This is a genomic window from Burkholderia sp. SJZ089, from assembly GCF_007828315.1.
Lineage (GTDB): Bacteria > Pseudomonadota > Gammaproteobacteria > Burkholderiales > Burkholderiaceae > Burkholderia > Burkholderia gladioli.
Map to the genome: position 1 here is coordinate 257,225 of NZ_VIUM01000002.1, position 22,695 is coordinate 279,919.

Sequence of the window (22,695 nt, forward strand, 5' to 3'; positions counted from 1 at the left end):
TGAGCCGCGGCCGCCGACCGGCCTCAGCCGATGCTCGACCACTTGAGCAGCTTCGTCATGTCGTTCTTGATCTTGCTGGGGTCGGGGTCCTTCGGGAAACGCATCATCAGGTTGCCGCTCGGGTCGACCAGATAGATGTGATCCCGTGCCTGCGTGCCCTTGTCGGCCGGCAGCCAGGCCTCGACCGCGGCAGGATCGACGATGAAGCGCCGCGTGTCCGGATAGGCGGCGAGGAGCTTCGCGTCGACGCTGCCGGCATCGCTGCGCAGCCAGACCATGGTGATCCGCTGCCGCTCGCCGCCCTGCGTCGCGCGTACCTGCCGCATGAAGTACAGTTTCCGGGCGCACGCATCATCGCACAAACTGCCGTTTTCCATCACCAGCAGCCAGACCCCGCGCAGCGAGGCGAGTGCCACCTCGCGGCCGCTTTCGTCGGTGCCGGTCAGCGTCGGCGGGATCGGCCTTTGCGGATCGATCAGCGCGCCATAGTTCGTGGAGCCGCCACGGGGCTTGATCACGTAGTAAGTGAAATAGGACGCGATGACCGGCGCCGCGCAGATCAGGAACAGCGCGAGCACCACCCAGCGGCCACGTTGCCAGGAGCCTTTCTGCGACGATGTGCCGCGCCCTGACTGGGCCGGCGCGGGACGGGATGACTGGGTCGACACGGGGTTCCTCTTCATATCAATCATGGCGGGGCGGCCGGCGTTCGCGCACCTCAGGCCGGGCCCGAGGAAGCTTCACGCGACGGTTTCCTGGCCGCGCGGCGTGCCGCGTAAAGCCCGAAACCGGCAGCGGCGGCGGCCATCGCCCACCACTGCACCATGTAGCCGTAGTTGCGGCCGACGTCCTGCGTCGGTTGCGGCCAGTCGCGCACCAGGCCGTCGCCGCTGTCGCTGGTCTGCTGGATCACGTAAGGCTGCAGCGGCAGCCCAATCTCGCGCGCATACGCGGCCACCTCCAGGTTCTGGCGAATCCGCTGATGCGCGGCCGAACCGCCGCTGCCGAGTTCGAAGGCGCGCGAGGCATCGGCGCGCGCGATGCCCTCGATGCTCACCTCGCCGCCCGGCGTCGTGAACGGCGCGATCGCCGTGCGATCCGAACTGTTGCGCGGCAGCCAGCCGCGATTGACCAGCACCGTGCCGCCGTCGGCGAGCCGCATCGGCATCACCACGTAGAAACCGGGCTGGTCGCGATAGGGGCGATTGTCGAGGAACACGGCCTGGCCGGGCAGGAAACGGCCGCTGGCCCGCACGCGACGGAACTCGACCGCCTTCAGGACCACCGGCGCCGAACCCGCCACGAACGGGGTCGCATGCTCGTAGCGCAGCACGTTCGCCTCCAGCGCCTCCTTCTGATGCGCGCGATCGCGCTGCCAGAAGCCGAGCCGCACGGTCAGCGCGATCACGGCGAGGATCAGCAGCGCGGGCAGCCAGCGCAGCTTCATGTTCGGACTCCGGAACGATCCCGCGCGCGCGAGCGAAGTGAGATAATCCCCGGGTCATCGACGCCACGCCGCTCAACGGCCAGTTCCATGCACATCCTCGTTCCCATCGCCTTTGCGCTGATCCTCGCGAGCCTCGCCTCGGCCCTCTATTTCATGATGCACGACCGGGGTCAGACGAAACGGATGGTCTGGTCGCTCGCCACGCGTGTCGGCCTGTCGATCTCCCTGTTCCTGTTCATCCTGTTCGCGAACTGGATGGGCTGGATCCATTCGACCGGCATCCCGCTCGGCCGCTGAGGCGCCCTCCCTCGTTCGCCATCCGCTCCTGCAGCGGGCCGGCATGTTCATGCCGGCCGCGGCCCTGCCCGCCCCCGCTTAGGACAGCCAGTACACCACCACGTAAAGCCCCAGCCACACCACGTCGACGAAGTGCCAGTACCAGGCGGCGCCCTCGAAGGCGAAATGGTGATCGGGCTTGAAGTGCCCGCGCAGCATCCGCACCAGCACCACCGTCAGCATGGTGCCGCCGAGGAACACGTGGAAACCGTGGAAGCCCGTCAGCAGGAAGAAGGTCGAGCCGTAGACGCCCGAGGCCAGCGTCAGGTTCAGCTCGTGATAGGCGTGGAAATACTCGAAGCCCTGCAGGAACAGGAAGCACACGCCGAGCACGATGGTGGCCGCCAGCCAGGCGATCGCCTTGCGGCGGTGATCCTCGCGCAGCGCGTGGTGCGAGACCGTCAGCGTCGCGCCCGAGCTCAGCAGCAGCGCGGTGTTGATGGTCGGCACCGGCCACGGGCCCATGGTGCGGAAGTGCCCGGCCAGCGCCGCCGGCCCCTCGTTGGGCCAGACCGCGCTGAAGTCTGGCCAGATCAGCCGGTAGTCGAGGCTGCCGAGCTGGTGCATGGCGATCTCGCGGGCATAGAACAGCGCCCCGAAGAAGGCGCCGAAGAACATCACCTCGGAGAAGATGAACCAGCTCATGCTCCAGCGATACGACTTGTCGACGCGCTGGCCGTACATGCCGCCTTCCGATTCGGAGATCGCGTCGCCGAACCAGTGGTAGAGCACGAACAGCACCCACAGCAGGCCGAGCACCACGGTGATCGGCGCCCAGCCGTGGCCGTTGATCCAGAGCGCCACCGAACCGAGCATGACGAGCAGGCCGAGCGCCGCGCTGATCGGATGCCGTGACGGATGCGGTACGAAGTAGTACGGGATTTCGTTATGACCGCTCATGCTTGATTCTCCATTTCAGTCCTGTTGTTTCCGGAATGCTCCGGACCGCCTCGCGTCCCTGTCTCATTCATGTCCCAGCCTCATGCCTGCACCGCCGAGCTAGCCGACCACCGCATGCACCACCAGCAGCAGCACGCCGATGAACAGCGCCGCCGCGATCAAGGCCGCCAGCAGCACGTGCAGCGGATTGAGCGACTGCGCGTCCGCCTCGAGATCGCTGCGCTTGCGCACGCCGAAGAACGACCACATCACCGCCTTCAGGGTCTTGCCGATCGAACCTTGCGCCATGACGTCTCCCGCCCTCGTGACCGCGCCGCTCACACGCCCGGCTTGGGCGGCGCGCCCGCCGCCACCGAGGCCGGCGTATTCAGTTCGAAGAACGTGTAGGACAAGGTGATGGTCTTCACGTCCTTCGGCAGCGCCGGGTCGATCACGAACACCACCGGCATCCGTCGCGACTCGTTCGCCTTCAGCGTCTGCTGCGTGAAACAGAAACACTCGATCTTCTTGAAATACTCGGTCGCCTGCTTCGGCGCATAGCTCGGGATCGCCTGCGCCACCACCGGGCGGCCCTGGCCGTTGGTGACGTCGTAGACCACCGTCATCACCTCGCCGGGATGCACGTCGAGGCTGCGTTGCTCGGGCCTGAAGCCGAGCGGGCCGCGCGCATTGGCGTCGAGCTCGACCGAGATGGTGCGGCTCATGTCGACCTGCGTATTGCGCGCCTCGCGCGCGCTGACGTCGCGCTGCACCAGGTTGTTGATGCCGGTGACCTGGCAGATCGCGCGATAGATCGGCACCAGGGCGAAACCGAATCCGAACATCAGGGCCGCCACCACCACGAGCTTGAGCAGCATCGCGCGGTTGAACAGGCTGTCGGCATCGGCAAGCGGTTTCGACATGGTGAGGAATCCTCTCCGTCAGGCGATTACGTCGGCGTCATGAGGTCGAAGCGATCCACTGGTTGACGACGGCGATGGTGAAGAAGGCAGCGACCACGGCCAGCAGGATCAGGCCGAGACGCCGATTGCCCGCGCGGATCTGCGCGGGGGTGCGTGCTGCCGGGCTACGGTTGCGGTTCATCGGCTCGGGCGCCTCGGGCGCTGGGTTGGGCGCCACCGCCCGGGCCGGGCGGCCAGCGCGTGTGCTGCGTCAGTCGACCGTCGGCGGGTTCTCGAAGGTATGGAACGGCGCCGGGCTCGGGACCGTCCATTCCAGGCCGATCGCGCCGTCCCAGGGCTTGTCGGCCGCCTTCTCGAGTTCGCCGCCGCCGCGATAGGCGGGCAGCGCGACCGCGAACAGGAAGTAGACCTGGGCCAGGCCGAAGCCGAACGCGCCGATCGTGGCGATCTGGTTGAAGTCGGTGAACTGCGCCGGGTAGTCGGCGTAACGGCGCGGCATGCCGGCCAGGCCGACGAAGTGCATCGGGAAGAAGGTGACGTTGAAGAAGATCATCGACGCCCAGAAGTGGATCTTGCCGCGCATCTCGTTGTACATCCAGCCGGTCCATTTCGGCGACCAGTAGTACCAGCCCGAGAACAGCCCGAACAGCGAACCCGCCACCAGCACGTAGTGGAAGTGCGCCACCACGAAGTAGGTGCCGTGGTACTGGATGTCGAGCGGCGCCATCGCCAGCATCAGGCCCGTCAGGCCGCCGAACGTGAACACGAACAGGAAGCCGATCGCGAACAGCATCGGGGTCTCGAAGCTCAGCGAGCCGCGCCACATGGTGGCCACCCAGTTGAACACCTTCACGCCGGTCGGCACCGCGATCAGCATGGTGGCATACATGAAGAACAGCTGGCCGGTGACCGGCATGCCGGTGGCGAACATGTGGTGCGCCCAGACCATGAACGAGAGGATGGCGATGGAAGCGGTGGCGTAGACCATCGAGCTGTAGCCAAACAACGGCTTGCGCGAGAAGGCGGGGATCACCTGCGAGACGATCCCGAAGGCCGGCAGGATCATGATGTAGACCTCGGGATGCCCGAAGAACCAGAAGATATGCTGGTACATCACCGGATCGCCGCCGCCGGCCGCGTTGAAGAACGAGGTGCCGAAGTGGCGATCGAACAGCACCATGGTGATCGCGCCGGCCAGCACCGGCATCACGGCGATCAGCAGGTAGGCCGTGATCAGCCAGGTCCAGGCGAACATCGGCATCTTCATCAGCGTCATGCCGGGCGCGCGCATGTTGAGGATGGTCACCACGATGTTGATGCCGCCCATGATCGACGAGGCGCCCATCAGGTGGACCGCGAAGATCGCGAAGTCCATGCCCGGGCCCATCTGCGTGGACAGCGGCGCGTAGAGCGTCCAGCCGGCCGCGGTCGCACCGCCCGGCGCGAAGAACGAGCCCACCAGCAGCACCGCCGCCACCGGCAGCAACCAGAAGCTAAAGTTGTTCATGCGCGCGAAGGCCATGTCCGAGGCGCCGATCTGCAGCGGCACCATCCAGTTCGCGAAGCCCACGAAGGCCGGCATGATCGCGCCGAACACCATGATCAGCCCGTGCATGGTGGTGAGCTGGTTGAAGAACTCGGGACGCATGATCTGCAGGCCCGGCTCGAACAACTCGGCGCGGATGCCGAGCGCCATCACGCCGCCCGACAGGAACATGACGAACGAGAACAGCAGGTACAGCGTGCCGATGTCCTTGTGATTCGTCGCGAACAGCCAGCGTCGCCAGCCATGCGGAAGCTCGTGCGCGTGATCGTCGTGCGCGTGTCCCGCGGTTACGTCGTGTCCAATGCTAGACATGGATGTCTCCTGATCCGTATTCCGATTGACGTCGACCCAGACGACGAACGATCCGTCAGGCAGCCGGCCCGATTTCGACGCGGCGTGCTTCCTTCGCGTCGGCGCCGCCGGTGATCGTCTGCGGCTTCTTCAGCACGATGCGATCCTCGGCCACGCCAGCGGCCTTCAGCGCGTCGCGCACGGCCTGCGCGCGATGCTTGGCGAGTTCGGCATTGGCCGAGGCCGAACCGGTCTTGTCGGTGTAGCCGGACAGCGCGAGCTTGGCGTCCGGATGCGCGCTGGCGTACTGCGCCGCCGCATCGATCGCGGCCTTGGCATCGCCCGGCAGGTCGCTCTTGTTGGTATCGAAGTAGATGGTGGCCGGCAGCGCGGCGGCCTGGGCCCCGGCATTCGAGCCCGCATCCGAGGCGGCGGCAGCCGGCGCCGATGCCTCGGCGGCCGATGCGCCTGCCGCCGGCGCGGCCGCGGCCTGCGTGCCGCCGCCTTCGGGCATCTTGCCGTTGCGCGCGTCGGTGACCTGCCTGGGTTGCAGCACGTCGCCGGTATGGTTGCCCCAGGAATTGCGTTCGAAGGTGATCACCGAGGCCAGGTCGACGTCGGACAGCGAGGCCCAGCTCGGCATCGCGCCCTTGCCGTGCAGCACGATGCTGACGTGCTCGGCGATCGGGCCGTTGGCGATCTTGCTGCCGTCGAGCGCCGGGAACGCGCCCAGGCCCTTGCCGTTGGGCTGGTGGCAGGCCGCGCAATTGGCCTTGTAGACCTCCTCGCCGTGCGCGATCAGCTCGGCGCTGGTCCAGACCTTGTTCGGATCGAGCACGGTGGCGGCCGCCTTGGCCTTCTCGTCCTTGACCCACTTGTCGTAGTCCTCGGCCGACACCACCTTCACCACCACCGGCATGTAGGCGTGCTCCTTGCCGCACAGCTCGGTGCAGAAGCCGCGATAGGTGCCGACCTTCTCGGCCTTGAACCAGGTATCGCGCACGAAGCCGGGGATCGCGTCCTGCTTCACGCCGAAGGCCGGCACGTACCAGGAATGCACCACGTCGTTGGCGGTGGTGATGATGCGAACCTTTTTATCGACCGGCACCACCAGCGGGTTGTCGACTTCCTGCAGGTAGGTGTCGCTGATCGGCTGCTGACCGTTCACCTCGCTGCGCGGGGTGGTCAGCGTCGAGACGAAGCTGATGCCCTCGCCCGGCCCCTTCACGTAGTCGTAGCCCCATTTCCACTGGTAGCCCGTGACCTTCACGGTCAGGTCGGCATTGGTGGTGTCCTTCATCGCCACCACCGACTTGGTGGCCGGCAGGGCCATCAGCACCACGATCACGAACGGCACGATGGTCCAGATGATCTCGACCGTGGTGCTCTCGTGGAAATTGGCGGCCTTGTGGCCGCGCGACTTGCGGTGGGCGAAAACCGAATAGAACATCACGCCGAACACGCCGACGAAGATCACCGTGCAGAGGATCAGCATCATGGTGTGCAGGTCGTACAGTTCCTGCGCGATCTTCGTGACGGGGGGCTGGAGGTTGATCTCGTTGACGCGGGGGCCGCCCGGGCTGTCGCCGACAGCCAGTGCCGCACCGGACGCGATGAGTCCGCAGACTGCCAGCAAACCAGTGAGGGCGCGCTTGATTGTTTTCATGGCTTCCTTACCCAAAATTGTCATTCCTACCCTCCCCGCCGCCGGCAGCTCGCGGCGGCCGCCTCGATCAGCCGCAACGCATCAACCACAGACGCAACTCGCGAGCGAACTGGGCTCGCCGATGCTGCGCGAGATGCTGCCCGACCACGACGCTCTGCCCGCGCGACACGATCCGCACCGGATCGCGCGGCGTGAGCCCCGCCTCGACCCGCACCCAGCGCGGATTGAACTCGAGGCGCGTCATGCGCTCCGCACTCATCCGCTCGATCAGCAGCCGATGAGGAAACAGCCTGATACGTTCGTAATCGACTGCGTGACGCGCATACATGGCGAATGCAACGCCGACTGCCAGCAGCTCGACGCCGGTGAACGGCAGCACGAGCCAGGCACCGCGCCACGACAGCAGCACGGCGATCGCAAGCGAGAAAGCGGCCAGCGACGCGTAGCACGCGACGAACTGGCGCGGAGACACCGAACAATTACGCTTGATGAGCCAGTCCATCAGAACTGTTTCGGTGTCCGTGAAACCCATCGTTCCATCCATCGCTGCCTCTCGCGATCGGCATCGAAGCTGGCCCGCATCGGCCTCTGCCGCCCTGTATTGTGGGACGCTTGCAGGACGGCAAACTGACGCATTATAGGCGTGAAAAACCGCATCCACAAGCAAGCGCCTATTGCCCGCAAACCCAAGCTGGGCAAGCGTTCCAGCCATTTTATAAGGTTTTTCGGAGTCGTTTTCCAGTGCTAATTTCAAGCATAACGAAACCCCTCTTTACCGCGTCAAGGATTCTTGGGACGACCTCGCCCGATATCCTCGATCCGCACGATGCCATGGCCATCGGCGGTGGTGCGCGGCACGGCCTTCCAGGCGTGCCCGTAGATCACTTCGAACGTCAGCGCGATCGTGCCGTCGTCGCGGCGACGGGCCTCGAGCGCGTCCTTCAGGGCACGCAGCGTGCGCGCCGGCAGCCTCTCGCCGCCTTCGCGCGGGAACGGATAGGCGCCCCAGCGGCGCACGTCGGCCAACAGTGATTCGGGCGACTTGTAGGTGATGGTCAGCACTTCCTGGTCCATTACCGGGATTTCGAAGCCGCTTTCGACCAGCATGTCGCCGAGATCATGCATGTCCACGAAGTCGATCACATGCGCGCGCGGCGCGCAATCGGTAACAGCCTCGGCTTCGGCATAAGCGGCACGCAATTCGCGCAGCGTATCGGGGCCCAGCGTGCTGAACATCAGCAGCCCGCCCACGCGCAGCACGCGTTGCCATTCGGGAAACACCAGGTCGGGGCGTGCATGCCAGTGCAGCGCGAGATTCGACCAGAGGAAGTCGAAGGCCGCGCCGGCGAACGGCAGGGCCGCGAAATCGGCCTGAGCCAGGCGCGGGCCGCGCTGGCCCAGCGCCTTCGACAGCGTGGCCGGCAGGAAGCGCCGCCAACTGGTGTCGGCCGCCTCTTGCGTGGCGGCGCGCGCGAGCATCGTGGCGGATAGATCGATTCCGTAGACCGGCGCCTCGGGAAAACGCGCGCGCAGCAGCGGGAGATCGTCGCCGATGCCGCAACCGGCATCGAGCACGCCCGAAGGCGCCACCTTGATGTAGTCGAGACGCTCGCCCATGCGCTGCGCGATCTCGCGCGGCAAGAACGACACCGCGTCGAACGCGGCGGCACGGCGATCGAAGATCCGCCGCAGGTGCCGGGGATCATTGGCCGGACGGCCGGAAGGGGCGGGAAGGGAGGACATGTCGGGCAAACTGGCGAAGTGCCCGAAGTATACTCGCTCGCCTCGCGGGCTTCAGCGCGGGCGGCCCTGGCGGAGAAGCTCCATGCGGAAGCCTGGAATATTGCCGTGCAGCACGTCGCGCGGCCGTTTCGCGACAATACGCCGGGCCTGCGAACGGCTGCTCGTCGCTGCGTTGCCGAATCTCTGCCTGTTATGCGGCAATTCGTCACGCAACTTGATTTGCGAGGCCTGCGACATCGCATATTGGAACGAATCGCGGCTGCGCTGCCTGCAATGCGCGTTGCCGCTCGCGGCGGATCGCGCCGGCCAGGGGGCCCGCCTCGGCTATCGCTGCGAACGCTGTCGCGCGGCACCGCCGCCGTTCGATGCGACGCTCGCGCTGGGCGACTACCGGCCGCCGCTCGACACGCTGGCGCTGGATCTGAAGTTCGGCGCGCGGCTGGCCGTCGGCAGGCTGTTCGGCGAACGGCTTGCGCGTGCCGCGGCCGACTTGCCGTCCGGCTCGGCCCGCGTGGACCTGGTGCTGCCGGTGCCGCTCGCGCGGCGACGCCTGATCGAGCGCGGCTACAACCAAGCCTGGGCGATCGCGCGGCCGTTCGCGCGCGCCCTCGCGGTGCCGGCAGACGCGCGGCGGCTGGCGCGCAGCGTGGATACCGCGCCGCAGTCCCGGCTCGACCTGGCCGCGCGGCGCGCCAACGTCGAGCACGCCTTCGCCCTGAGCGGCGAAGTGCGCGGGCTGCACCTGGGGCTGGTCGACGACGTAATGACCTCGGGCGCCACGCTCGCCGCGCTGGCCGCCTTGCTCAAACAGGCCGGCGCGCGACGCGTGACGAATTTCGTCGCGCTGCGCACGCCGCGCGATTAGGCTGGACGGCAAGCGATCTGCGCGAGATCGTTGCCGGCGTATCGGCCTCGCCAAAGCGTGCATCGAGGTGACGATACGGTGACGCGTCGCCGCCGCGTCATGCAGGGACGATGTATGGAGTGCCGTCCAGACACCGCCGGCACGACTGCATGCAGTCGAGGAAACATTTCAAGCAACTGGAAACGCACATGTTCAACGTCGTACTCGTCGAACCCGAAATCCCGCCGAACACCGGCAACGTGATCCGTCTGTGCGCCAATACCGGCGCGCGGCTGCACCTGATCGAGCCGCTCGGCTTCCCGCTCGACGACGCGAAGCTGCGCCGCGCCGGGCTCGACTATCACGAATACGCGCAGATGCAGGTGCATCGCGACTGGGATGCCTTCCTCGCCCAGGAGCAGCCGGACCTGGCGCGCCTGTTCGCCTTCACCACGCGCGGTTCGGGGCGCTTCCACGATCACGCCTTCACGCCCGGCGACTGGTTCGTGTTCGGCGCCGAGACGCGCGGCCTGAGCGAGTCCATGCTGGAGCGCTTTCCGAACGAGCAGCGCGTGCGGCTGCCGATGCGGCCCGGCAATCGCAGCCTCAACCTGTCGAATACGGTGGCGGTGGTGGTGTTCGAGGCCTGGCGCCAGGCCGGCTTCGAGGGCGGCGCATGATGCGCTGCCGCATCGATGGCAAGCAATCCCAAATGATCGCCCGGCCTCAGAGCCGGGCGAGTTCGATCTTGTAGTGCCCGAGCATGGCCTCGTCGAAGCAGGCGAACACGATGCGCGTGAAACCGGCGCCCGGCAGCATCGACACCACGGTGCTCACCGCGATCTGGACCGCGATCTCGGGCGGAAAGCGATACACGCCGCAGCTGATCGCCGGGAACGCGAGCGAGGCGCAGCCCGCCGCGGCCGCCACCTCGAGCGAGCGCCGGTAGCAGGAGGCGAGCTGTTCGGCCTCGCCGGACATGCCGCCGTGCCAGACCGGCCCGACCGTGTGGATCACGTGCCGTGCCGGCAGATGGTAGGCACCGGTGAGCTTGGCGTCGCCGGTCGCGCAGCCGCCCAGGCTCCGGCATTCGGCCAGCAGTTCGGGGCCCGCGGCGCGATGGATCGCGCCGTCCACGCCGCCGCCGCCGAGCAGGGACTCGTTCGCCGCATTGACGATCGCATCGAGCGCGAGCGTGGTGATGTCGACCACGCGCGCGTCGACACGGGTGGCACCGATCATGAGCATGCTGGCCTCCGCCGGGCAGGCGCCGGATAGTCGGGATAAGCGCAAGCGTAGACGCGATGCGGGCGGGGCGCCAGCCGAGGGGAGCCCGGCCGGCACTTCGCGACGAATTCAAATGCCTCGCATCGGCGAAATTGAGCGACGAAGCGAGACGATCGAAGGATATTCAGGAAAACGAGAGGAATCCGGCACCGACTCGGGCGACAGGCACGCAACACCCTCGCCGGCCCAAGCCAACAGGCTCATTCGGCCTTGGCGTCGCGGCGCAGCAACCCGCTCACGGCGTCGCGCGGCGCCACGCCGTCGAACAGCACGCTGCAGACCGCCTCGGTGATCGGCATGTCGATCGCCTGGGCCTGCGCGAGGCCCAGCACCGCGCGCGCGCAGCGCACGCCTTCGGCGACATGGCCGAGCGCCTGGAGAATTTCCTCGAGCGACAGGCCCTGCGCCAGTTGCTGGCCGACCTTGCGGTTGCGCGACAGGTCGCCGGTGGCGGTGAGGATCAGGTCGCCGAGCCCGGTGAGGCCCGTGAAGGTTTCGGCGCGGCCGCCGAGCGCCACGCCCAGCCGCGACATCTCGGCCAGCCCGCGCGTGATCAGCGCGGCGCGCGCATTGAGGCCGAGGCCAAGGCCGTCGGCGATGCCGGTGGCGATCGCCAGCACGTTCTTGACCGCCCCGCCCACCTCGACGCCGACCACGTCGTCGCCGGTATAGATGCGCATCGCGCCATGGTGGAAGGCCTGCAGCGTGCGATCGCGGCAGGCCGCCGAGCCGCTCGCCACGGTCAGCGCCACCGGCAGCCCCTGGGCCACCTCGCGCGCGAAGCTCGGCCCCGACAGCACGCCATGGCTGGCATGCCCCGGCAGCGCCTCGGCGATCATCTGGTGCGGCATCAGTTCCGTATCGGGCTCGAAACCCTTGCAGACCCATACCAGGTGCGCCGGCACGCAGCCGGCATCGCGCATCGCCGCGCACATCGCGCGCAGCCCGGCCACCGGCGCGCCGATCACGCACAGCGCGTCGTCGGCCGCGCCATGCGCGAGCGCCGCCGCGAGCTCGGGCTCGCAGCGCAGCGCGGCGGGCAGCGGCACGCCAGGCAGATAGCGGGAATTTTCATGATGGGCATCGAGCCCGGAGAGGAGCGCGCGATCGCGCGCCCACAACAGCGTATCGTGCCGCGCGGCCAGATGCGCGGCGAGCGCGGTGCCCCATGCACCGGCGCCGAGAACAGCGACTTTCATACCCAGCACCGGTTCGTGGGACGCGTGCTCAGTTCAGCGTGGTGCCGTTCGGCGCGCCGTTGGCGGCACCGGCCTGCTGCTGGATCTGCGCGAGGCGTTGCTCGTAGAGCGCCTGGAAGTTGATTTCCGCGAGGTGGATCGGCGGGAAGCCGGCGCGCGTGATCGCATCGGCGATGTTCGAGCGCAGGTACGGGAACAGGATGGTCGGGCAGGCGATGCCGACCAGCGGGTCGAGCTGCTCTTCCGGGATGTTGCGGATGTCGAAGATGCCGGCTTGCTTGGCTTCGATCAGGAACGCGACCTTGTCCTTGACCTTGGCGGTGACGGTACCCGAGACGACCACTTCATAAACACTTTCGGCCAGGCGTTCGGCCTTCACGTCGACTTCCACTTCAACCGACGGCATGTCCTGTTCGAGGAAGATCGCCGGCGAATTCGGCTGCTCGAGCGACAGATCCTTCAGGTAGATGCGCTGGATGTTGAAGAACGGCTGGTTTTCGACGTCGGACATGTTGGCTCCCTAAAATTGATGTGGCGGCGGCCGGTTTCCTCCGGCCACCCGGTTGTCTTGTCGTGCCCGCACGGCACGCAGCCCCGTCCCGGCGCCCGGGAGAGGCGTCATTCTGCCGGAATCAGGCTGCTTCCAGAAGCGGCAGCAGGCCACCTTCGCGGTCGAGCTTGGACAGGTCGTCGTAGCCCCCGACGTGGGTTTCGCCGATGTAGATCTGCGGAACCGTGCGACGGCCGGTACGTTCCATCATCTCCGCCCGGCGCGTCGGCTCCTTGTCGATCAGCACCTTCTCGATCTGCTCGACGCCGCGCTGCTTGAGCAGGCGCTCGGCCATCATGCAGTAAGGACAGACCTGGGTGCTGTACATGACTACTTTATTCACTTCGCCACTCCTTGTTTGACGACCGGCATGCCGGCCTTCTGCCACTCGGCGACACCGCCTTGCAGCACATGGACCTCGCCGTAACCGGCTTCGCGCACGGCCTTGGCCGCCTTGTTCGATTGCTGGCCGTTCTGGCAGACCAGCAGCACCGGGGCACTCTTGTTCTTGGCGACCTGGCCGAGCCGGGAAGCCAGCTCGGCGTACTCGACCGAGCGCGCCGAGGGCAGGTGCCCGGCGGCATACTCGGCCGAGGGCCGCAGGTCGATCACGATCGCATTGCGCCGGTTGATCAGTTGAGTCGCCTCGGCGCTGGACAGGCCGCCGCCCCCGCGCCGCAGCGCGGGAACCACCAGCAGGCCGCCGGAAACGAGCAGAATCGCGATGAGCGCAAGGTTGGTGTAATCGGTAAAGAACGTCACGGAGGATCCGCCGCTAAAAAAGAGAAATCGAAAAGGACAATCCCGCCATTATAAAATATCCGTCTGACGCGATGGCGACCCGGCTACGGACCCGCCCTTTGCGGCCCGCTTCCTTACTACCGACCAGCAAGCACTCATGTACAAGCTCGTTCTCATCCGCCACGGCGAATCGACCTGGAACAAGGAAAACCGCTTCACCGGCTGGGTCGACGTCGACCTGACCGAGCAAGGCAACAACGAGGCCCGTCAGGCCGGCGTCCTGCTCGAGGAAGCCGGCTACGCGTTCGACATCGCCTACACCTCGGTGCTCAAGCGCGCGATCCGCACGCTCTGGCACGTGCAGGACCAGATGGACCAGATGTACCTGCCGGTGGTGCACTCGTGGCGCCTCAACGAGCGCCACTACGGCGCGCTGTCGGGCCTCAACAAGGCCGAGACGGCCGCCAAGTTCGGCGACGAGCAGGTGCTGGTTTGGCGCCGCAGCTACGACACGCCGCCGCCAGCGCTGGAGCCGAGCGACGAGCGCGCGCCCTTCGACGACCCGCGCTACGCCAAGGTGCCGCGCGAGCAGCTGCCGCTCACCGAATGCCTGAAGGACACCGTGGCGCGCGTGCTGCCGCTGTGGAACGAGTCGATCGCGCCCGCCGTCAAGGCCGGCAAGCAGGTGCTGATCGCCGCGCACGGCAACTCGCTGCGCGCGCTGATCAAGTACCTGGACGGCATCTCGGACGACGACATCGTCGGCCTGAACATCCCCAACGGCGTGCCGCTCGTCTATGAACTCGACGAGAACCTGAAGCCGATCCGCCATTACTACCTGGGCGACCAGGAGGCGATCGCCAAGGCCCAGGCCGCCGTCGCGCAGCAGGGCAAGGCCAAGTAAGCCGGCGCTCATGTCGTGCCGGCCCGGGCCTCGAGCCTGGACCGGCGCGGCAGCGGCCCTTGCCATCCTCCGGCACGAACGGCTCTTGCTCGTCACCGCGCCCGCTCGGCAGCTTCTGCCCTCCCGATCGCGAGATGCCGAGATCCGGCGGACGAAGCGCCGGGTTCGGCTCGTCGCGGCCGGCGCCGCCGCCAGCCGCACGCCGGTTTCGCGCCAGCCGGCCGCCGCTCCCGCCTCGGCAAGCCCGCGCCGGGCATCATCGCGCGAGATCGGGCGAACCCGGCCGCGCCGCCGCTGTCGAACCCGCTTCGTCGCCGCTTTCACCCGCCACGGCGGAGCATCGGGACGAACGGAGATATACTTGACCGTCCTCCCACCTTCACGCCATAGCCACACGCGCTTTCCGACGCACACGATCCTATGCGAATGAAATTGAAGAATATCGGCCTCGTTGCCGCGGGCCTTGCCACCGGTGTATTCGCGACGCTGCAGATTTCGGCGTCGGCCCAGCAAGCCACGATCACGACGCCGCTGCCGCTCGACCAATTGCGGCTGTTCGCCGAGGTGTTCGGCCAGATCAAGCGCGAATACGTCGAACCCGTCGACGACAAGAAGCTGTTGACGGCCGCGATCAAGGGCATGGTGTCGAGCCTCGATCCGCACTCGTCCTACCTCGACAAGACCGACTACCAGGAACTGCAGGAACAGACCAAGGGCCGCTTCGCGGGCCTGGGCATCGAGATCTCGCAGGAAGACGGCCTAGTGAAGGTGATCTCGCCGATCGAGGACACGCCCGCGTTCCGCGCCGGCATCCGTCCCGGCGACCTGATCACGCGCATCAACGACAAGCCGGTACGCGGCATGACGCTCGACAAGGCCGTCAAGCAGATGCGCGGCGACCCGGGCACCAAGGTCACCCTGACGATCTTCCGCAAGACCGACGACCGCACCTTCCCGGTCACCGTCACGCGCGCGATCATCAAGGTGCAGAGCGTGAAGATGAAGATGCTCGACCCGGGTTACGCCTACATCCGGATCACCAGCTTCCAGGAACGCACCACCCCCGACCTGGCAGCGCGCCTGCAGGACATCGCGCGCCAGCAGCCGAACCTGAAGGGCCTGGTGGTCGACCTGCGCAACAACGGCGGCGGCCTGCTGCAGAGTGCGGTCGGCGTGGCCGGCGCGTTCCTGCCGCCGAACTCGGTGGTGGTCTCGACCAACGGCCAGATCCCCGATTCCAAGCAGGTCTATCGCGACGACTACGACAACTACCGTCTGCCGACCTTCGATTCCGATCCGCTGAAGGGCCTGCCGGGCATCTTCAAGACGGTGCCGATGATCGTGCTGACCAATGCCTACTCGGCCTCGGCCTCGGAAATCGTGGCCGGCGCGCTGCAGGATTCGCACCGCGCGCTGATCATGGGCAAGACCACCTTCGGCAAGGGCTCGGTGCAGACGGTGCGCCCGCTCACCGCCGACACGGCACTGCGCCTGACCACGGCCTACTACTACACGCCGAGCGGCCGCTCGATCCAGAACAAGGGCATCGTGCCGGATATCCCGGTCGACCAGTTCGCGGACGGCGATCCCGACGACGTGCTGGTGACGCGCGAAGTGGACTACACCAACCACCTCGCGAACACCCAGGATCCGAACGAGAAGAAGGAGCTGGAGGCCCGCGAACAGCGCCGCCTCGACCAGCTGCGCATCCTCGAGGAGCAGAACGACAAGAAGACGCCGGAGCAGCGCGAGAAGGATCGCAACCGCAAGCCGGTGGAATTCGGCAGCGCCGACGACTTCATGCTGCAGCAGGCCCTGAACAAGCTGGAAGGCAAGCCGGTGCAGGAATCGAAGTCGCTGCTCGCGGAAAGCACCTCGAAGCCGCTGACGGCGGGCGCGGCCGCGCCCTCGGCCTCCGCGCCGAAGGCCGCCACCGCGCCGGCCAAGGCCTCCTCGGCCAAGCCGGCCTCGGCGCCGAACTAAGCGGCAGCCGGCGCCCGACACGGGCCATCGCGGCAGTGCCGCGGTGGCCCGTTTCTTTTGGCGCGGGCTTCGGCAACCAAGGCCCGCGGAGAACGGGCCTAGAATATCGGCACGCAACCCAGGCTTCTCCCCTTCCCCCGCGATGAACGACGAACAACTGCTCCGCTACTCCCGCCACATCCTGGTCGACGAGATCGGCATCGAGGCGCAGCAGCGCTTCCTCGACGCGCATGCACTGGTGATAGGCGCGGGCGGCCTCGGCTCGCCGGCGGCGATGTACCTGGCGTCCTCGGGCATCGGCGCGATCACCCTGGTCGACGCCGACACGGTCGACCTCACCAACCTGCAGCGCCAGATCCTGCACGTCACCGAATCGGTCGGCCGCCGCAAGGTGGAATCGGGCCGCGACGCGCTCGCGCGCCTCAATCCCGAGGTGGTCGTGCATGCCGTGGCCGAGCGCGCCGATGCGGCCTGGCTCGACGCCGCCGTGCAGCGCGCCGACGTGGTGCTCGACTGCAGCGACAACTTCGCGACGCGTCACGCGATCAACCGCGCCTGCGCCGCGCACGGCGTACCGCTCGTCTCGGGCGCGGCGCTGCGCTTCGACGGCCAGATCAGCAGCTTCGATTTCCGCGATCCGGCCTCGCCCTGCTACGCCTGCGTATTCCCCGAGGACCAGCCCTTCGAGGAAGTGGCCTGCTCGACCATGGGCGTGTTCGCGCCGACGGTCGGCATCATCGGCGCGATGCAGGCGGCCGAGGCGCTGCGCCTGGTGGGCGGCTTCGGCGAGCCGCTGGTCGGGCGACTGATGATGCTCGATTCGCTGCGCATGGAATGGAACACCATGCGCATCGCGCGGCAGGCCGATTGCCCGGTCTGCGGCGGCCGTCACTGAGGCGCCCGCCCGGCTTCCCGTTTCCCTCATCCCATGAAAAAGGCGGGGCGTCCGAACCGGATGCCCCGCCTTTCTCGTTTCGTCCCGCCAGGCTGCTCAGGCCGCCAAATCCGCCTTCGGCTCGGCCGCCGCGAGCTGCTTGAGCGCGAGCTGCACGTCCTCGGGCTCGTAGGAGGCGAGCACGTCGGCGGTCGGCTTCTCGATCGCCTTCAGGTGCGCGCGCAGGATCTCCTGCTTGACCACCAGCAACTGGCTCGGGTGCATCGAGAACTCGGTGAGCCCCATGCCGAGCAGCAGACGCGTCATCGCGGGGTCGCCCGCCATTTCCCCGCAGACGGATACTGGCACGCCGGCGCGCTTCGCCTCGCGCAGCGTGTAGGCGATCAGGTGCAGCACGGCCGGATGCAGCGGATCGTAGAGATGCGCGACCGCATTGTCGGCGCGGTCGATCGCCAGCGTGTACTGGATCAGGTCGTTGGTGCCGATCGAGAGGAAGTCGACCCGCTTGAGGAACAGCGGCAGCGCGATCGCGGCCGCCGGAATCTCGATCATCGCGCCCACGCGCACGTTCGGATCGTAGGCCAGGCCGGCGTCGTCGAGTTGGCGCTTGGCCTCGCGGATCAAATCCAGGGTCTGGTCGATCTCCTGCGCGTGCGCGAGCATCGGCACCAGGATCTTGACCGGCCCCACCGCCGAGGCGCGCAGGATCGCGCGCAGTTGGGTGAGGAACATCTGCGGCTCGGACAGGCTCCAGCGGATCGCGCGCAGGCCCAGCGCCGGGTTCGGCGCGGTCTCGTAGCCTTCCTCGAGCGCCTCGAGCGGCTTGTCGGCACCCACGTCGATGGTGCGAATCGTCACCGGCCTGCCGTTCATCAGCTCGACCGCGCGCCGGTAGGCACGGAACTGCTCCTCCTCCTCGGCCAGCGCGTTCGCGTCGTTCATGAACAGGAACTCGGTGCGAAACAGGCCGACGCCCACCGCACCCGCGTCGACCGCCGTCTTGGCGTCGTCGGGCAGCTCGATATTGGCCAGCAGGTCGATCTGGGTGCCGCACAGGGTCTGGGTCGGCGAGAACTTGAGGCGCTGCAGCTTGCGCTGCTCGAGCGCCATCTCCGATTGCCGGTACGAGTATTCCTCGAGCACGATCGGCGCGGGATCGACGATCACGATGCCCCGGTCGCCGTCGACGATGATCAGGTCGTTCTGCCGGATCAGCGCGCTGGCGTGCTGCACCCCGACCGAGGCCGGGATGCCGAGGCTGCGCGCCACGATCGCGGTATGCGAGGTGCGCCCACCCAGGTCGGTGACGAAGGCACGGAAAGCCTGGTTCTTGAACTGCATCATGTCGGCCGGCGCGATGTCGTGCGCGACCACGATCATGTCGTCCTTGCCGCCGGCCGCGCCGCCCAGCGCCTGCGAGGCCGAGGGCGCGCCGGCCAGCGCCTTCAGCACGCGCTCGACCACCTGCTCGATGTCGGCCTTGCGCTCGCGCAGGTACTCGTCCTCGATGTCGTCGAAGTGGCCGCTGATCACGTCGAGCTGCTCGGTCAGCGCCCACTCGGCGTTGTAGCGGCGCACCCGGATCAGGTCGACGGTTTCCTGCACCAGCATCGCGTCGTTGAGGATCATCGAATGCACGTCGATGAAGGCCGCCACCTCGCTCGGCGTGTCCTCGGTGAGATCGGCGCGCAGCACGTCGAGCTCGCCGCGCACGGTCAGCAGCGCGCCGCGCAGCCGCTCGATCTCGGCCTCGATCTGCTGCGCCTCGACGAGGTAATGGGCGACGTCGAGCGCCGCAGGCGCGATCAGATACGCGCGACCGATCGCGATACCTCTCGAAACGGGAATTCCCTGCAGCGTGAAGGACACGCGCACCTCCTGTCAGTCCGATCATGCGCAGCCCGCCGCCGCGCCCATGACCCCGATTCGCGATTATAAATTCCGCGAACCCGGCGTGACAGCATGCGTCGCAGCATCGGCGGGCAATGATCTGTTGTCTGAATAAACGCAAATGCCGCGTGAACTTCTTCACGCGGCATTCGCTGCAAGACGGGAACGTGATGGAAAGGCTTACTGGCCTTCGCCGAACTTGTCGGCGATCAGCGCGAGCAAGGCGTCCATCGCTTCCTTCTCGTCGGCGCCCTCGGTCTCGATGGTCACCGTGCTGCCGATGCCGGCCGCCAGCATCATCACGCCCATGATGCTCTTGGCGTTGATGCGCCGGCCGTTGCGGGTCATCCAGACTTCCGACTGGAAGTTGCCGGCGAGCTGGGTCAGCTTGGCGGACGCGCGAGCATGCAGCCCCAATTTATTGACGATGGTCGTTTCTTGCTGAAGCATGGTGTTCCGTTCAGGTAGGGACAACCGGCGCCCCCGCGCCGGCGGAAGAAGGACGGCCGCTCGCGCCGGGCGAGCGGCCGCTCAATGCGTTTCGGTCTGCGGCTTGGGTTCGGGCGGAATCGGCGCGCACTCGCCGCAGCCGAGGCCCGGGCGCGGCGGCGGCGTGCCGGCCGCGACCTCGTGGATGCCCTTGGTCGAACCGGCCAGCGCCTTCTCGACCAGCGTGTCGATCGGGGTGGTGCGGTAGCAGACCGAGCGCACCAGCATCGGCAGGTTGACGCCGGCCAGCACGCGCACCCCGTCGAGCTTGGCGAGCTGGCCGGCGATATTGGCCGGCGTGGCGCCGTACATGTCGGTCAGCACGAGCACGCCGTTTTCCTCGCGCAGCCGCGCGATCTCCGAGTGGGCGTATGCCATCACCTGGGCCGGATCGTTATCCGCGAGTACGTCGATGGCGCCGATGCGCGCCGGCAGGCCGCCATAGATGTGGGAGATGCACTCCCGCAACGCGGTGGCCAGCGGAGCATGAGCAATGATCAGGATGCCTGCCATGTCAACCTTGCAACAATGTCGGCCCGACCGCCGGACCGGATGCCAGGAATAAACCTACCGGGCGAACGGGCATTGTAGCAGGCCGGTTTCGGGGCCAGTCCACATCGTGGGCCGGCCGCGCTGCCGATCCGGCGGCGGGGGACCTGCGCGGCCGCCGCCGGTGCAAAGCGGAATCTCAGCCGACCGCGCGCTCCAGCGCGTCGACGAACATCGCCGCCACGTCGAAGCCGGTCTGCTCCATGATCTCGCGGAAGCAGGTCGGGCTGGTCACGTTGACCTCGGTGAGCCAGTCGCCGATCGCGTCGAGCCCGACCAGCAGCAGGCCGCGCGCGGCCAGCACCGGTCCGAGCGCGGCAGCGATCTCGCGATCGCGCTCGGTGAGCGGCTGGGCTACGCCCACGCCGCCGGCGGCCAGGTTGCCGCGCACCTCGTTGCCTTGCGGGATCCGCGCCAGCGAATACGGCACCGGCTCGCCGCCGATCAGCAGGATGCGCTTGTCGCCCGCCTTGATCTCGGGAATGAACTTCTGGATCATCAGCGAGCGGCGGCCGTCCTCACCGAGCATCTCGACGATCGAACCCAGGTTCATGCCGTCGGCCTTGACGCGGAACACGCCCATCCCGCCCATGCCGTCGAGCGGCTTGACGATCACGTCGCCGTGCTCGGCGTGGAAGGCACGCAGCCGCGCCACGTCGCGCGTGACCAGGGTCGGCGCCACGAACTGCGGGAATTCGCCGATCGCGAGCTTCTCCGAATGATCGCGGATCGCCTGCGGGCGATTGACGATCCTCGCCCCGGCGCGCTCGGCCATCTCCAGCAGCCAGGTGGAGGTCACGTACTCCATGTCGAACGGCGGGTCCTTGCGCATCAGCACCGCGCCGAAGGACGTCAGCGCGCGCGACTCGGCCGCGCCGGCCTCGAACCAGGTGTCGCGATGGAGGTCCGCCGTGTCGCCGACGATCGTCACGCGCCGCACGTCGGCCTCCACCGAGCTGCCGGTCCAGGCCAGCTGCTGCGGCTCGCAGGCATGGATCGTGTGCCCGCGCCGCGCCGCCTCGGCCATCATCGCGTAGGTCGAATCCTTGTAGATCCGGAAACGATCGAGCGGGTCGGCGATAAAGAGAATGTCCATGCGGGTCCTGGTGATGGCTGGCTGAGTGTGGCTGTCTTGATCTCGCGCGGGCGGGCCCGCTCAGACCTGGATCGCCTCGGGATCGGTCTTCTCGAGCTCGATCGAGGAGGCGAGCAGGCCGAGCCGGCCGACCACGCCATACATGTAGAAGCGGTTCGGCGGCGCGGCGCCCGGCTTGGCGTGCGCGTCCGGCAGGGCGGTGTGCTCGAAGCCGAGCGGCACATAGTGCATGCCCGGCGCATTGAGGTTCTGGTCGCGTTCGCGCGCCGAGTGGGTGCGGTAGAAGCCGCCCACCACGTAGCGGTCGATCATGTAGACCACCGGCTCGGCCACGTCGTCGCCGATCCGCTCGAAGGTATACACACCTTCCTGCACGATCACGTCGCTGACCGGCAGCCCGGCCTTGGTCTCGGACATCTGGGCGCGCTCGAGCTTGGTCATGCCGCCGATCTCGGAAGCATCGTGCACGGTCATCACGCCGCGGCCCGCGGTGCCCGCGTCGGCCTTCACCACCACGTAGGGCTTCTCGCTGATGCCGTATTCGCGATACTTGCGCGCGATCTTCTTGAGCACCGCGTCGATCGCGTCGGCCAGCGCCTCGCCGCCGTTGCCGGCCTGCCAGTCGATGCCGCCCACGTGGGCGAAATAGGGATTCACCATCCAGGGGTCGACGCCGACCATCTTCGCGAACTTCTTGGCCACGTCGTCGTAGCAGGCGAAGTGGGTCGACTTGCGACGCACCGCCCAGCCCGCGTGCAGCGGCGGCAGCAGGTACTGCTCGTGCAGGTTCTCCAGCACGTCCGGAATTCCGCCCGACAGATCGTTGTTGAGCAGGATCGAGCAGGGATCGAAATTCTTCAGGCCCAGGCGGCGCTGCGAGCGCTCGAGCGGCTCGAGCACGATCTTCTGGCCGTCGGCGAGCGTGATCGGCGTGACATCGGTCACGCTCGGGTCGAGCGAGCCGAAACGCACGTTGAGCCCGGCCTGGCGCATGATGGTGGCCAGCCGCGCGACGTTCTCGAGATAGAAGGCGTTGCGCGTGGGCAGTTCCGGGATGACGAGCAATCCTTTCGCATCCGGGCAAATTTTTTCAATCGCGGCCATCGCCGCCTGCACGGCGAGCGGCAGCACTTCCGGCGGCAGATTGTTGAAACTGCCGGGAAACAGATTGGCATCGACAGGCGCGAGCTTGAAGCCGGCGTTACGCAGGTCGACCGAACAATAGAACGGCGGCGTGTGTTCCTGCCACTCGAGGCGGAACCAGCGTTCGATCGCCGGCGTCGCGTCGAGGATTTTCCGCTCCAGCTCGAGCAGCGGACCGTTTAACGCCGTAACGAGGTGGGGAACCATGAATCACTCGCGAACAGGAGAAAAAAGATTGTAGAGCAATTACCCTGCCCATTTGGGGATTGTTCCCGGCTTCGCAAGGAAACACCG

The 22,695-nt window shown here is 67.2% G+C and carries 26 protein-coding genes; 6 read left to right on the forward strand and 20 right to left on the reverse strand.

From position 1 onward, the window contains the following. Window positions 1-23: 23 nt before the first annotated feature. Complete coding sequence (locus FB600_RS04245) at window positions 24-683, reverse strand: SCO family protein (RefSeq protein WP_036036262.1); 660 nt, start codon at window positions 681-683, stop codon at window positions 24-26. 35 nt (window positions 684-718) lie between these two features. Then, window positions 719-1,447, reverse strand: a complete 729-nt coding sequence (locus FB600_RS04250; RefSeq protein WP_096750158.1) for an SURF1 family protein — start codon at window positions 1,445-1,447, stop codon at window positions 719-721. Window positions 1,448-1,534: 87 nt separating this feature from the next. Here FB600_RS04250 and FB600_RS04255 point away from each other — a divergent pair, with 87 nt between their 5' ends. Beyond that, a complete protein-coding gene (locus tag FB600_RS04255) occupies window positions 1,535-1,744 on the forward strand; it encodes a twin transmembrane helix small protein (protein WP_013699452.1) in 210 nt (69 codons plus the stop codon). Between the two features lie 78 nt (window positions 1,745-1,822). On the opposite strand, the gene FB600_RS04260 is transcribed toward FB600_RS04255, so the two are convergent. From FB600_RS04260 to FB600_RS04295, 8 genes are all read right to left on the reverse strand, one after another. After that, the gene (locus tag FB600_RS04260) at window positions 1,823-2,683 is read right to left on the reverse strand and encodes a cytochrome c oxidase subunit 3 (RefSeq protein WP_096750157.1); all 861 of its coding nucleotides are present in this window, start codon (window positions 2,681-2,683) and stop codon (window positions 1,823-1,825) included. 99 nt (window positions 2,684-2,782) lie between these two features. Further along, window positions 2,783-2,971, reverse strand: coding sequence for a DUF2970 domain-containing protein (locus FB600_RS04265; RefSeq protein ID WP_025097040.1), 189 nt, complete (start codon window positions 2,969-2,971; stop codon window positions 2,783-2,785). 29 nt (window positions 2,972-3,000) lie between these two features. Next, window positions 3,001-3,585, reverse strand: coding sequence for a cytochrome c oxidase assembly protein (locus FB600_RS04270; protein WP_105819370.1), 585 nt, complete (start codon window positions 3,583-3,585; stop codon window positions 3,001-3,003). 37 nt (window positions 3,586-3,622) lie between these two features. After that, the gene (locus FB600_RS04275; protein WP_013699456.1) at window positions 3,623-3,766 is read right to left on the reverse strand and encodes a cytochrome oxidase small assembly protein; all 144 of its coding nucleotides are present in this window, start codon (window positions 3,764-3,766) and stop codon (window positions 3,623-3,625) included. A 69-nt stretch (window positions 3,767-3,835) separates the two neighbouring features. Then, the gene (gene ctaD, locus FB600_RS04280) at window positions 3,836-5,443 is read right to left on the reverse strand and encodes a cytochrome c oxidase subunit I (protein WP_013699457.1); all 1,608 of its coding nucleotides are present in this window, start codon (window positions 5,441-5,443) and stop codon (window positions 3,836-3,838) included. A 55-nt stretch (window positions 5,444-5,498) separates the two neighbouring features. Beyond that, window positions 5,499-7,112, reverse strand: a complete 1,614-nt coding sequence (gene coxB / locus FB600_RS04285; protein ID WP_013699458.1) for a cytochrome c oxidase subunit II — start codon at window positions 7,110-7,112, stop codon at window positions 5,499-5,501. Between the two features lie 43 nt (window positions 7,113-7,155). Further along, on the reverse strand, window positions 7,156-7,632 hold the full coding sequence (locus FB600_RS04290) for a DUF2244 domain-containing protein (protein ID WP_013699459.1): 477 nt from the start codon (window positions 7,630-7,632) through the stop codon (window positions 7,156-7,158). Between the two features lie 236 nt (window positions 7,633-7,868). Further along, window positions 7,869-8,831, reverse strand: a complete 963-nt coding sequence (locus FB600_RS04295; RefSeq protein ID WP_046579754.1) for a methyltransferase domain-containing protein — start codon at window positions 8,829-8,831, stop codon at window positions 7,869-7,871. An 82-nt stretch (window positions 8,832-8,913) separates the two neighbouring features. On the opposite strand from FB600_RS04295, the gene FB600_RS04300 reads away from it, so the two are divergent. Continuing rightward, a complete protein-coding gene (locus FB600_RS04300; protein ID WP_052747444.1) occupies window positions 8,914-9,696 on the forward strand; it encodes a ComF family protein in 783 nt (260 codons plus the stop codon). Window positions 9,697-9,884: 188 nt separating this feature from the next. Beyond that, complete coding sequence (gene trmL, locus FB600_RS04305) at window positions 9,885-10,355, forward strand: tRNA (uridine(34)/cytosine(34)/5-carboxymethylaminomethyluridine(34)-2'-O)-methyltransferase TrmL (protein WP_046580026.1); 471 nt, start codon at window positions 9,885-9,887, stop codon at window positions 10,353-10,355. Between the two features lie 46 nt (window positions 10,356-10,401). Here trmL and FB600_RS04310 read toward each other — a convergent pair whose 3' ends face one another. From FB600_RS04310 to FB600_RS04330, 5 genes are all read right to left on the reverse strand, one after another. Then, window positions 10,402-10,923 (reverse strand): O-acetyl-ADP-ribose deacetylase, encoded by a 522-nt coding sequence (locus FB600_RS04310; RefSeq protein WP_046579756.1) that lies wholly within the window; start codon window positions 10,921-10,923, stop codon window positions 10,402-10,404. A 239-nt stretch (window positions 10,924-11,162) separates the two neighbouring features. Next, entirely contained in the window at window positions 11,163-12,161 is a 999-nt protein-coding gene (locus tag FB600_RS04315; RefSeq protein WP_025097046.1) for an NAD(P)H-dependent glycerol-3-phosphate dehydrogenase, read from the reverse strand. A 28-nt stretch (window positions 12,162-12,189) separates the two neighbouring features. Then, entirely contained in the window at window positions 12,190-12,672 is a 483-nt protein-coding gene (gene secB, locus FB600_RS04320; protein WP_013699465.1) for a protein-export chaperone SecB, read from the reverse strand. A 121-nt stretch (window positions 12,673-12,793) separates the two neighbouring features. After that, window positions 12,794-13,054 (reverse strand): glutaredoxin 3, encoded by a 261-nt coding sequence (gene grxC / locus FB600_RS04325; RefSeq protein WP_013699466.1) that lies wholly within the window; start codon window positions 13,052-13,054, stop codon window positions 12,794-12,796. Next, on the reverse strand, window positions 13,051-13,473 hold the full coding sequence (locus FB600_RS04330) for a rhodanese-like domain-containing protein (protein WP_025097047.1): 423 nt from the start codon (window positions 13,471-13,473) through the stop codon (window positions 13,051-13,053). The genes grxC and FB600_RS04330 overlap by 4 nt, the downstream gene beginning before the upstream one ends. A gap of 136 nt (window positions 13,474-13,609) precedes the next feature. Between FB600_RS04330 and gpmA the strand changes: the two genes are divergently transcribed. The 3 genes from gpmA (at window position 13,610) to FB600_RS04345 (ending at window position 17,234) form a co-directional block, all read left to right on the forward strand. Further along, entirely contained in the window at window positions 13,610-14,356 is a 747-nt protein-coding gene (gpmA, locus tag FB600_RS04335; RefSeq protein ID WP_046579759.1) for a 2,3-diphosphoglycerate-dependent phosphoglycerate mutase, read from the forward strand. 420 nt (window positions 14,357-14,776) lie between these two features. After that, window positions 14,777-16,339: a S41 family peptidase gene (locus FB600_RS04340; RefSeq protein WP_098181548.1), complete on the forward strand. Its 1,563-nt coding sequence runs from the start codon at window positions 14,777-14,779 to the stop codon at window positions 16,337-16,339. A gap of 142 nt (window positions 16,340-16,481) precedes the next feature. Beyond that, window positions 16,482-17,234, forward strand: a complete 753-nt coding sequence (locus FB600_RS04345; protein WP_013699470.1) for a HesA/MoeB/ThiF family protein — start codon at window positions 16,482-16,484, stop codon at window positions 17,232-17,234. Window positions 17,235-17,330: 96 nt separating this feature from the next. Here FB600_RS04345 and ptsP read toward each other — a convergent pair whose 3' ends face one another. The 5 genes from ptsP to gshA form a co-directional block, all read right to left on the reverse strand. Continuing rightward, a complete protein-coding gene (ptsP, locus tag FB600_RS04350; protein ID WP_145756293.1) occupies window positions 17,331-19,103 on the reverse strand; it encodes a phosphoenolpyruvate--protein phosphotransferase in 1,773 nt (590 codons plus the stop codon). 201 nt (window positions 19,104-19,304) lie between these two features. Continuing rightward, window positions 19,305-19,574: an HPr family phosphocarrier protein gene (locus tag FB600_RS04355; protein ID WP_013699472.1), complete on the reverse strand. Its 270-nt coding sequence runs from the start codon at window positions 19,572-19,574 to the stop codon at window positions 19,305-19,307. Between the two features lie 81 nt (window positions 19,575-19,655). After that, a complete protein-coding gene (locus FB600_RS04360; protein ID WP_013699473.1) occupies window positions 19,656-20,126 on the reverse strand; it encodes a PTS sugar transporter subunit IIA in 471 nt (156 codons plus the stop codon). Window positions 20,127-20,301: 175 nt separating this feature from the next. Next, window positions 20,302-21,258: a glutathione synthase gene (gshB, locus tag FB600_RS04365; RefSeq protein WP_013699474.1), complete on the reverse strand. Its 957-nt coding sequence runs from the start codon at window positions 21,256-21,258 to the stop codon at window positions 20,302-20,304. A 60-nt stretch (window positions 21,259-21,318) separates the two neighbouring features. Continuing rightward, entirely contained in the window at window positions 21,319-22,608 is a 1,290-nt protein-coding gene (gene gshA / locus FB600_RS04370) for a glutamate--cysteine ligase (protein WP_013699475.1), read from the reverse strand. Window positions 22,609-22,695 lie beyond the last annotated feature (87 nt).

What these genes read in the sequence shown, in the direction of transcription:
- FB600_RS04245 (WP_036036262.1), bottom strand. Translation starts at nt 683, where the DNA reads ATGAAGAGGAACCCCGTGTCGACCCAGTCATCCCGTCCCGCGCCGGCC.
- FB600_RS04250 (WP_096750158.1), bottom strand. Translation starts at nt 1,447, where the DNA reads ATGAAGCTGCGCTGGCTGCCCGCGCTGCTGATCCTCGCCGTGATCGCG.
- FB600_RS04255 (WP_013699452.1), top strand. Translation starts at nt 1,535, where the DNA reads ATGCACATCCTCGTTCCCATCGCCTTTGCGCTGATCCTCGCGAGCCTC.
- FB600_RS04260 (WP_096750157.1), bottom strand. Translation starts at nt 2,683, where the DNA reads ATGAGCGGTCATAACGAAATCCCGTACTACTTCGTACCGCATCCGTCA.
- FB600_RS04265 (WP_025097040.1), bottom strand. Translation starts at nt 2,971, where the DNA reads ATGGCGCAAGGTTCGATCGGCAAGACCCTGAAGGCGGTGATGTGGTCG.
- FB600_RS04270 (WP_105819370.1), bottom strand. Translation starts at nt 3,585, where the DNA reads ATGTCGAAACCGCTTGCCGATGCCGACAGCCTGTTCAACCGCGCGATG.
- FB600_RS04275 (WP_013699456.1), bottom strand. Translation starts at nt 3,766, where the DNA reads ATGAACCGCAACCGTAGCCCGGCAGCACGCACCCCCGCGCAGATCCGC.
- ctaD (WP_013699457.1), bottom strand. Translation starts at nt 5,443, where the DNA reads ATGTCTAGCATTGGACACGACGTAACCGCGGGACACGCGCACGACGAT.
- coxB (WP_013699458.1), bottom strand. Translation starts at nt 7,112, where the DNA reads ATGACAATTTTGGGTAAGGAAGCCATGAAAACAATCAAGCGCGCCCTC.
- FB600_RS04290 (WP_013699459.1), bottom strand. Translation starts at nt 7,632, where the DNA reads ATGGATGGAACGATGGGTTTCACGGACACCGAAACAGTTCTGATGGAC.
- FB600_RS04295 (WP_046579754.1), bottom strand. Translation starts at nt 8,831, where the DNA reads ATGTCCTCCCTTCCCGCCCCTTCCGGCCGTCCGGCCAATGATCCCCGG.
- FB600_RS04300 (WP_052747444.1), top strand. Translation starts at nt 8,914, where the DNA reads ATGCGGAAGCCTGGAATATTGCCGTGCAGCACGTCGCGCGGCCGTTTC.
- trmL (WP_046580026.1), top strand. Translation starts at nt 9,885, where the DNA reads ATGTTCAACGTCGTACTCGTCGAACCCGAAATCCCGCCGAACACCGGC.
- FB600_RS04310 (WP_046579756.1), bottom strand. Translation starts at nt 10,923, where the DNA reads ATGCTCATGATCGGTGCCACCCGTGTCGACGCGCGCGTGGTCGACATC.
- FB600_RS04315 (WP_025097046.1), bottom strand. Translation starts at nt 12,161, where the DNA reads ATGAAAGTCGCTGTTCTCGGCGCCGGTGCATGGGGCACCGCGCTCGCC.
- secB (WP_013699465.1), bottom strand. Translation starts at nt 12,672, where the DNA reads ATGTCCGACGTCGAAAACCAGCCGTTCTTCAACATCCAGCGCATCTAC.
- gpmA (WP_046579759.1), top strand. Translation starts at nt 13,610, where the DNA reads ATGTACAAGCTCGTTCTCATCCGCCACGGCGAATCGACCTGGAACAAG.
- FB600_RS04340 (WP_098181548.1), top strand. Translation starts at nt 14,777, where the DNA reads ATGCGAATGAAATTGAAGAATATCGGCCTCGTTGCCGCGGGCCTTGCC.
- FB600_RS04345 (WP_013699470.1), top strand. Translation starts at nt 16,482, where the DNA reads ATGAACGACGAACAACTGCTCCGCTACTCCCGCCACATCCTGGTCGAC.
- FB600_RS04355 (WP_013699472.1), bottom strand. Translation starts at nt 19,574, where the DNA reads ATGCTTCAGCAAGAAACGACCATCGTCAATAAATTGGGGCTGCATGCT.
- FB600_RS04360 (WP_013699473.1), bottom strand. Translation starts at nt 20,126, where the DNA reads ATGGCAGGCATCCTGATCATTGCTCATGCTCCGCTGGCCACCGCGTTG.
- gshB (WP_013699474.1), bottom strand. Translation starts at nt 21,258, where the DNA reads ATGGACATTCTCTTTATCGCCGACCCGCTCGATCGTTTCCGGATCTAC.
- gshA (WP_013699475.1), bottom strand. Translation starts at nt 22,608, where the DNA reads ATGGTTCCCCACCTCGTTACGGCGTTAAACGGTCCGCTGCTCGAGCTG.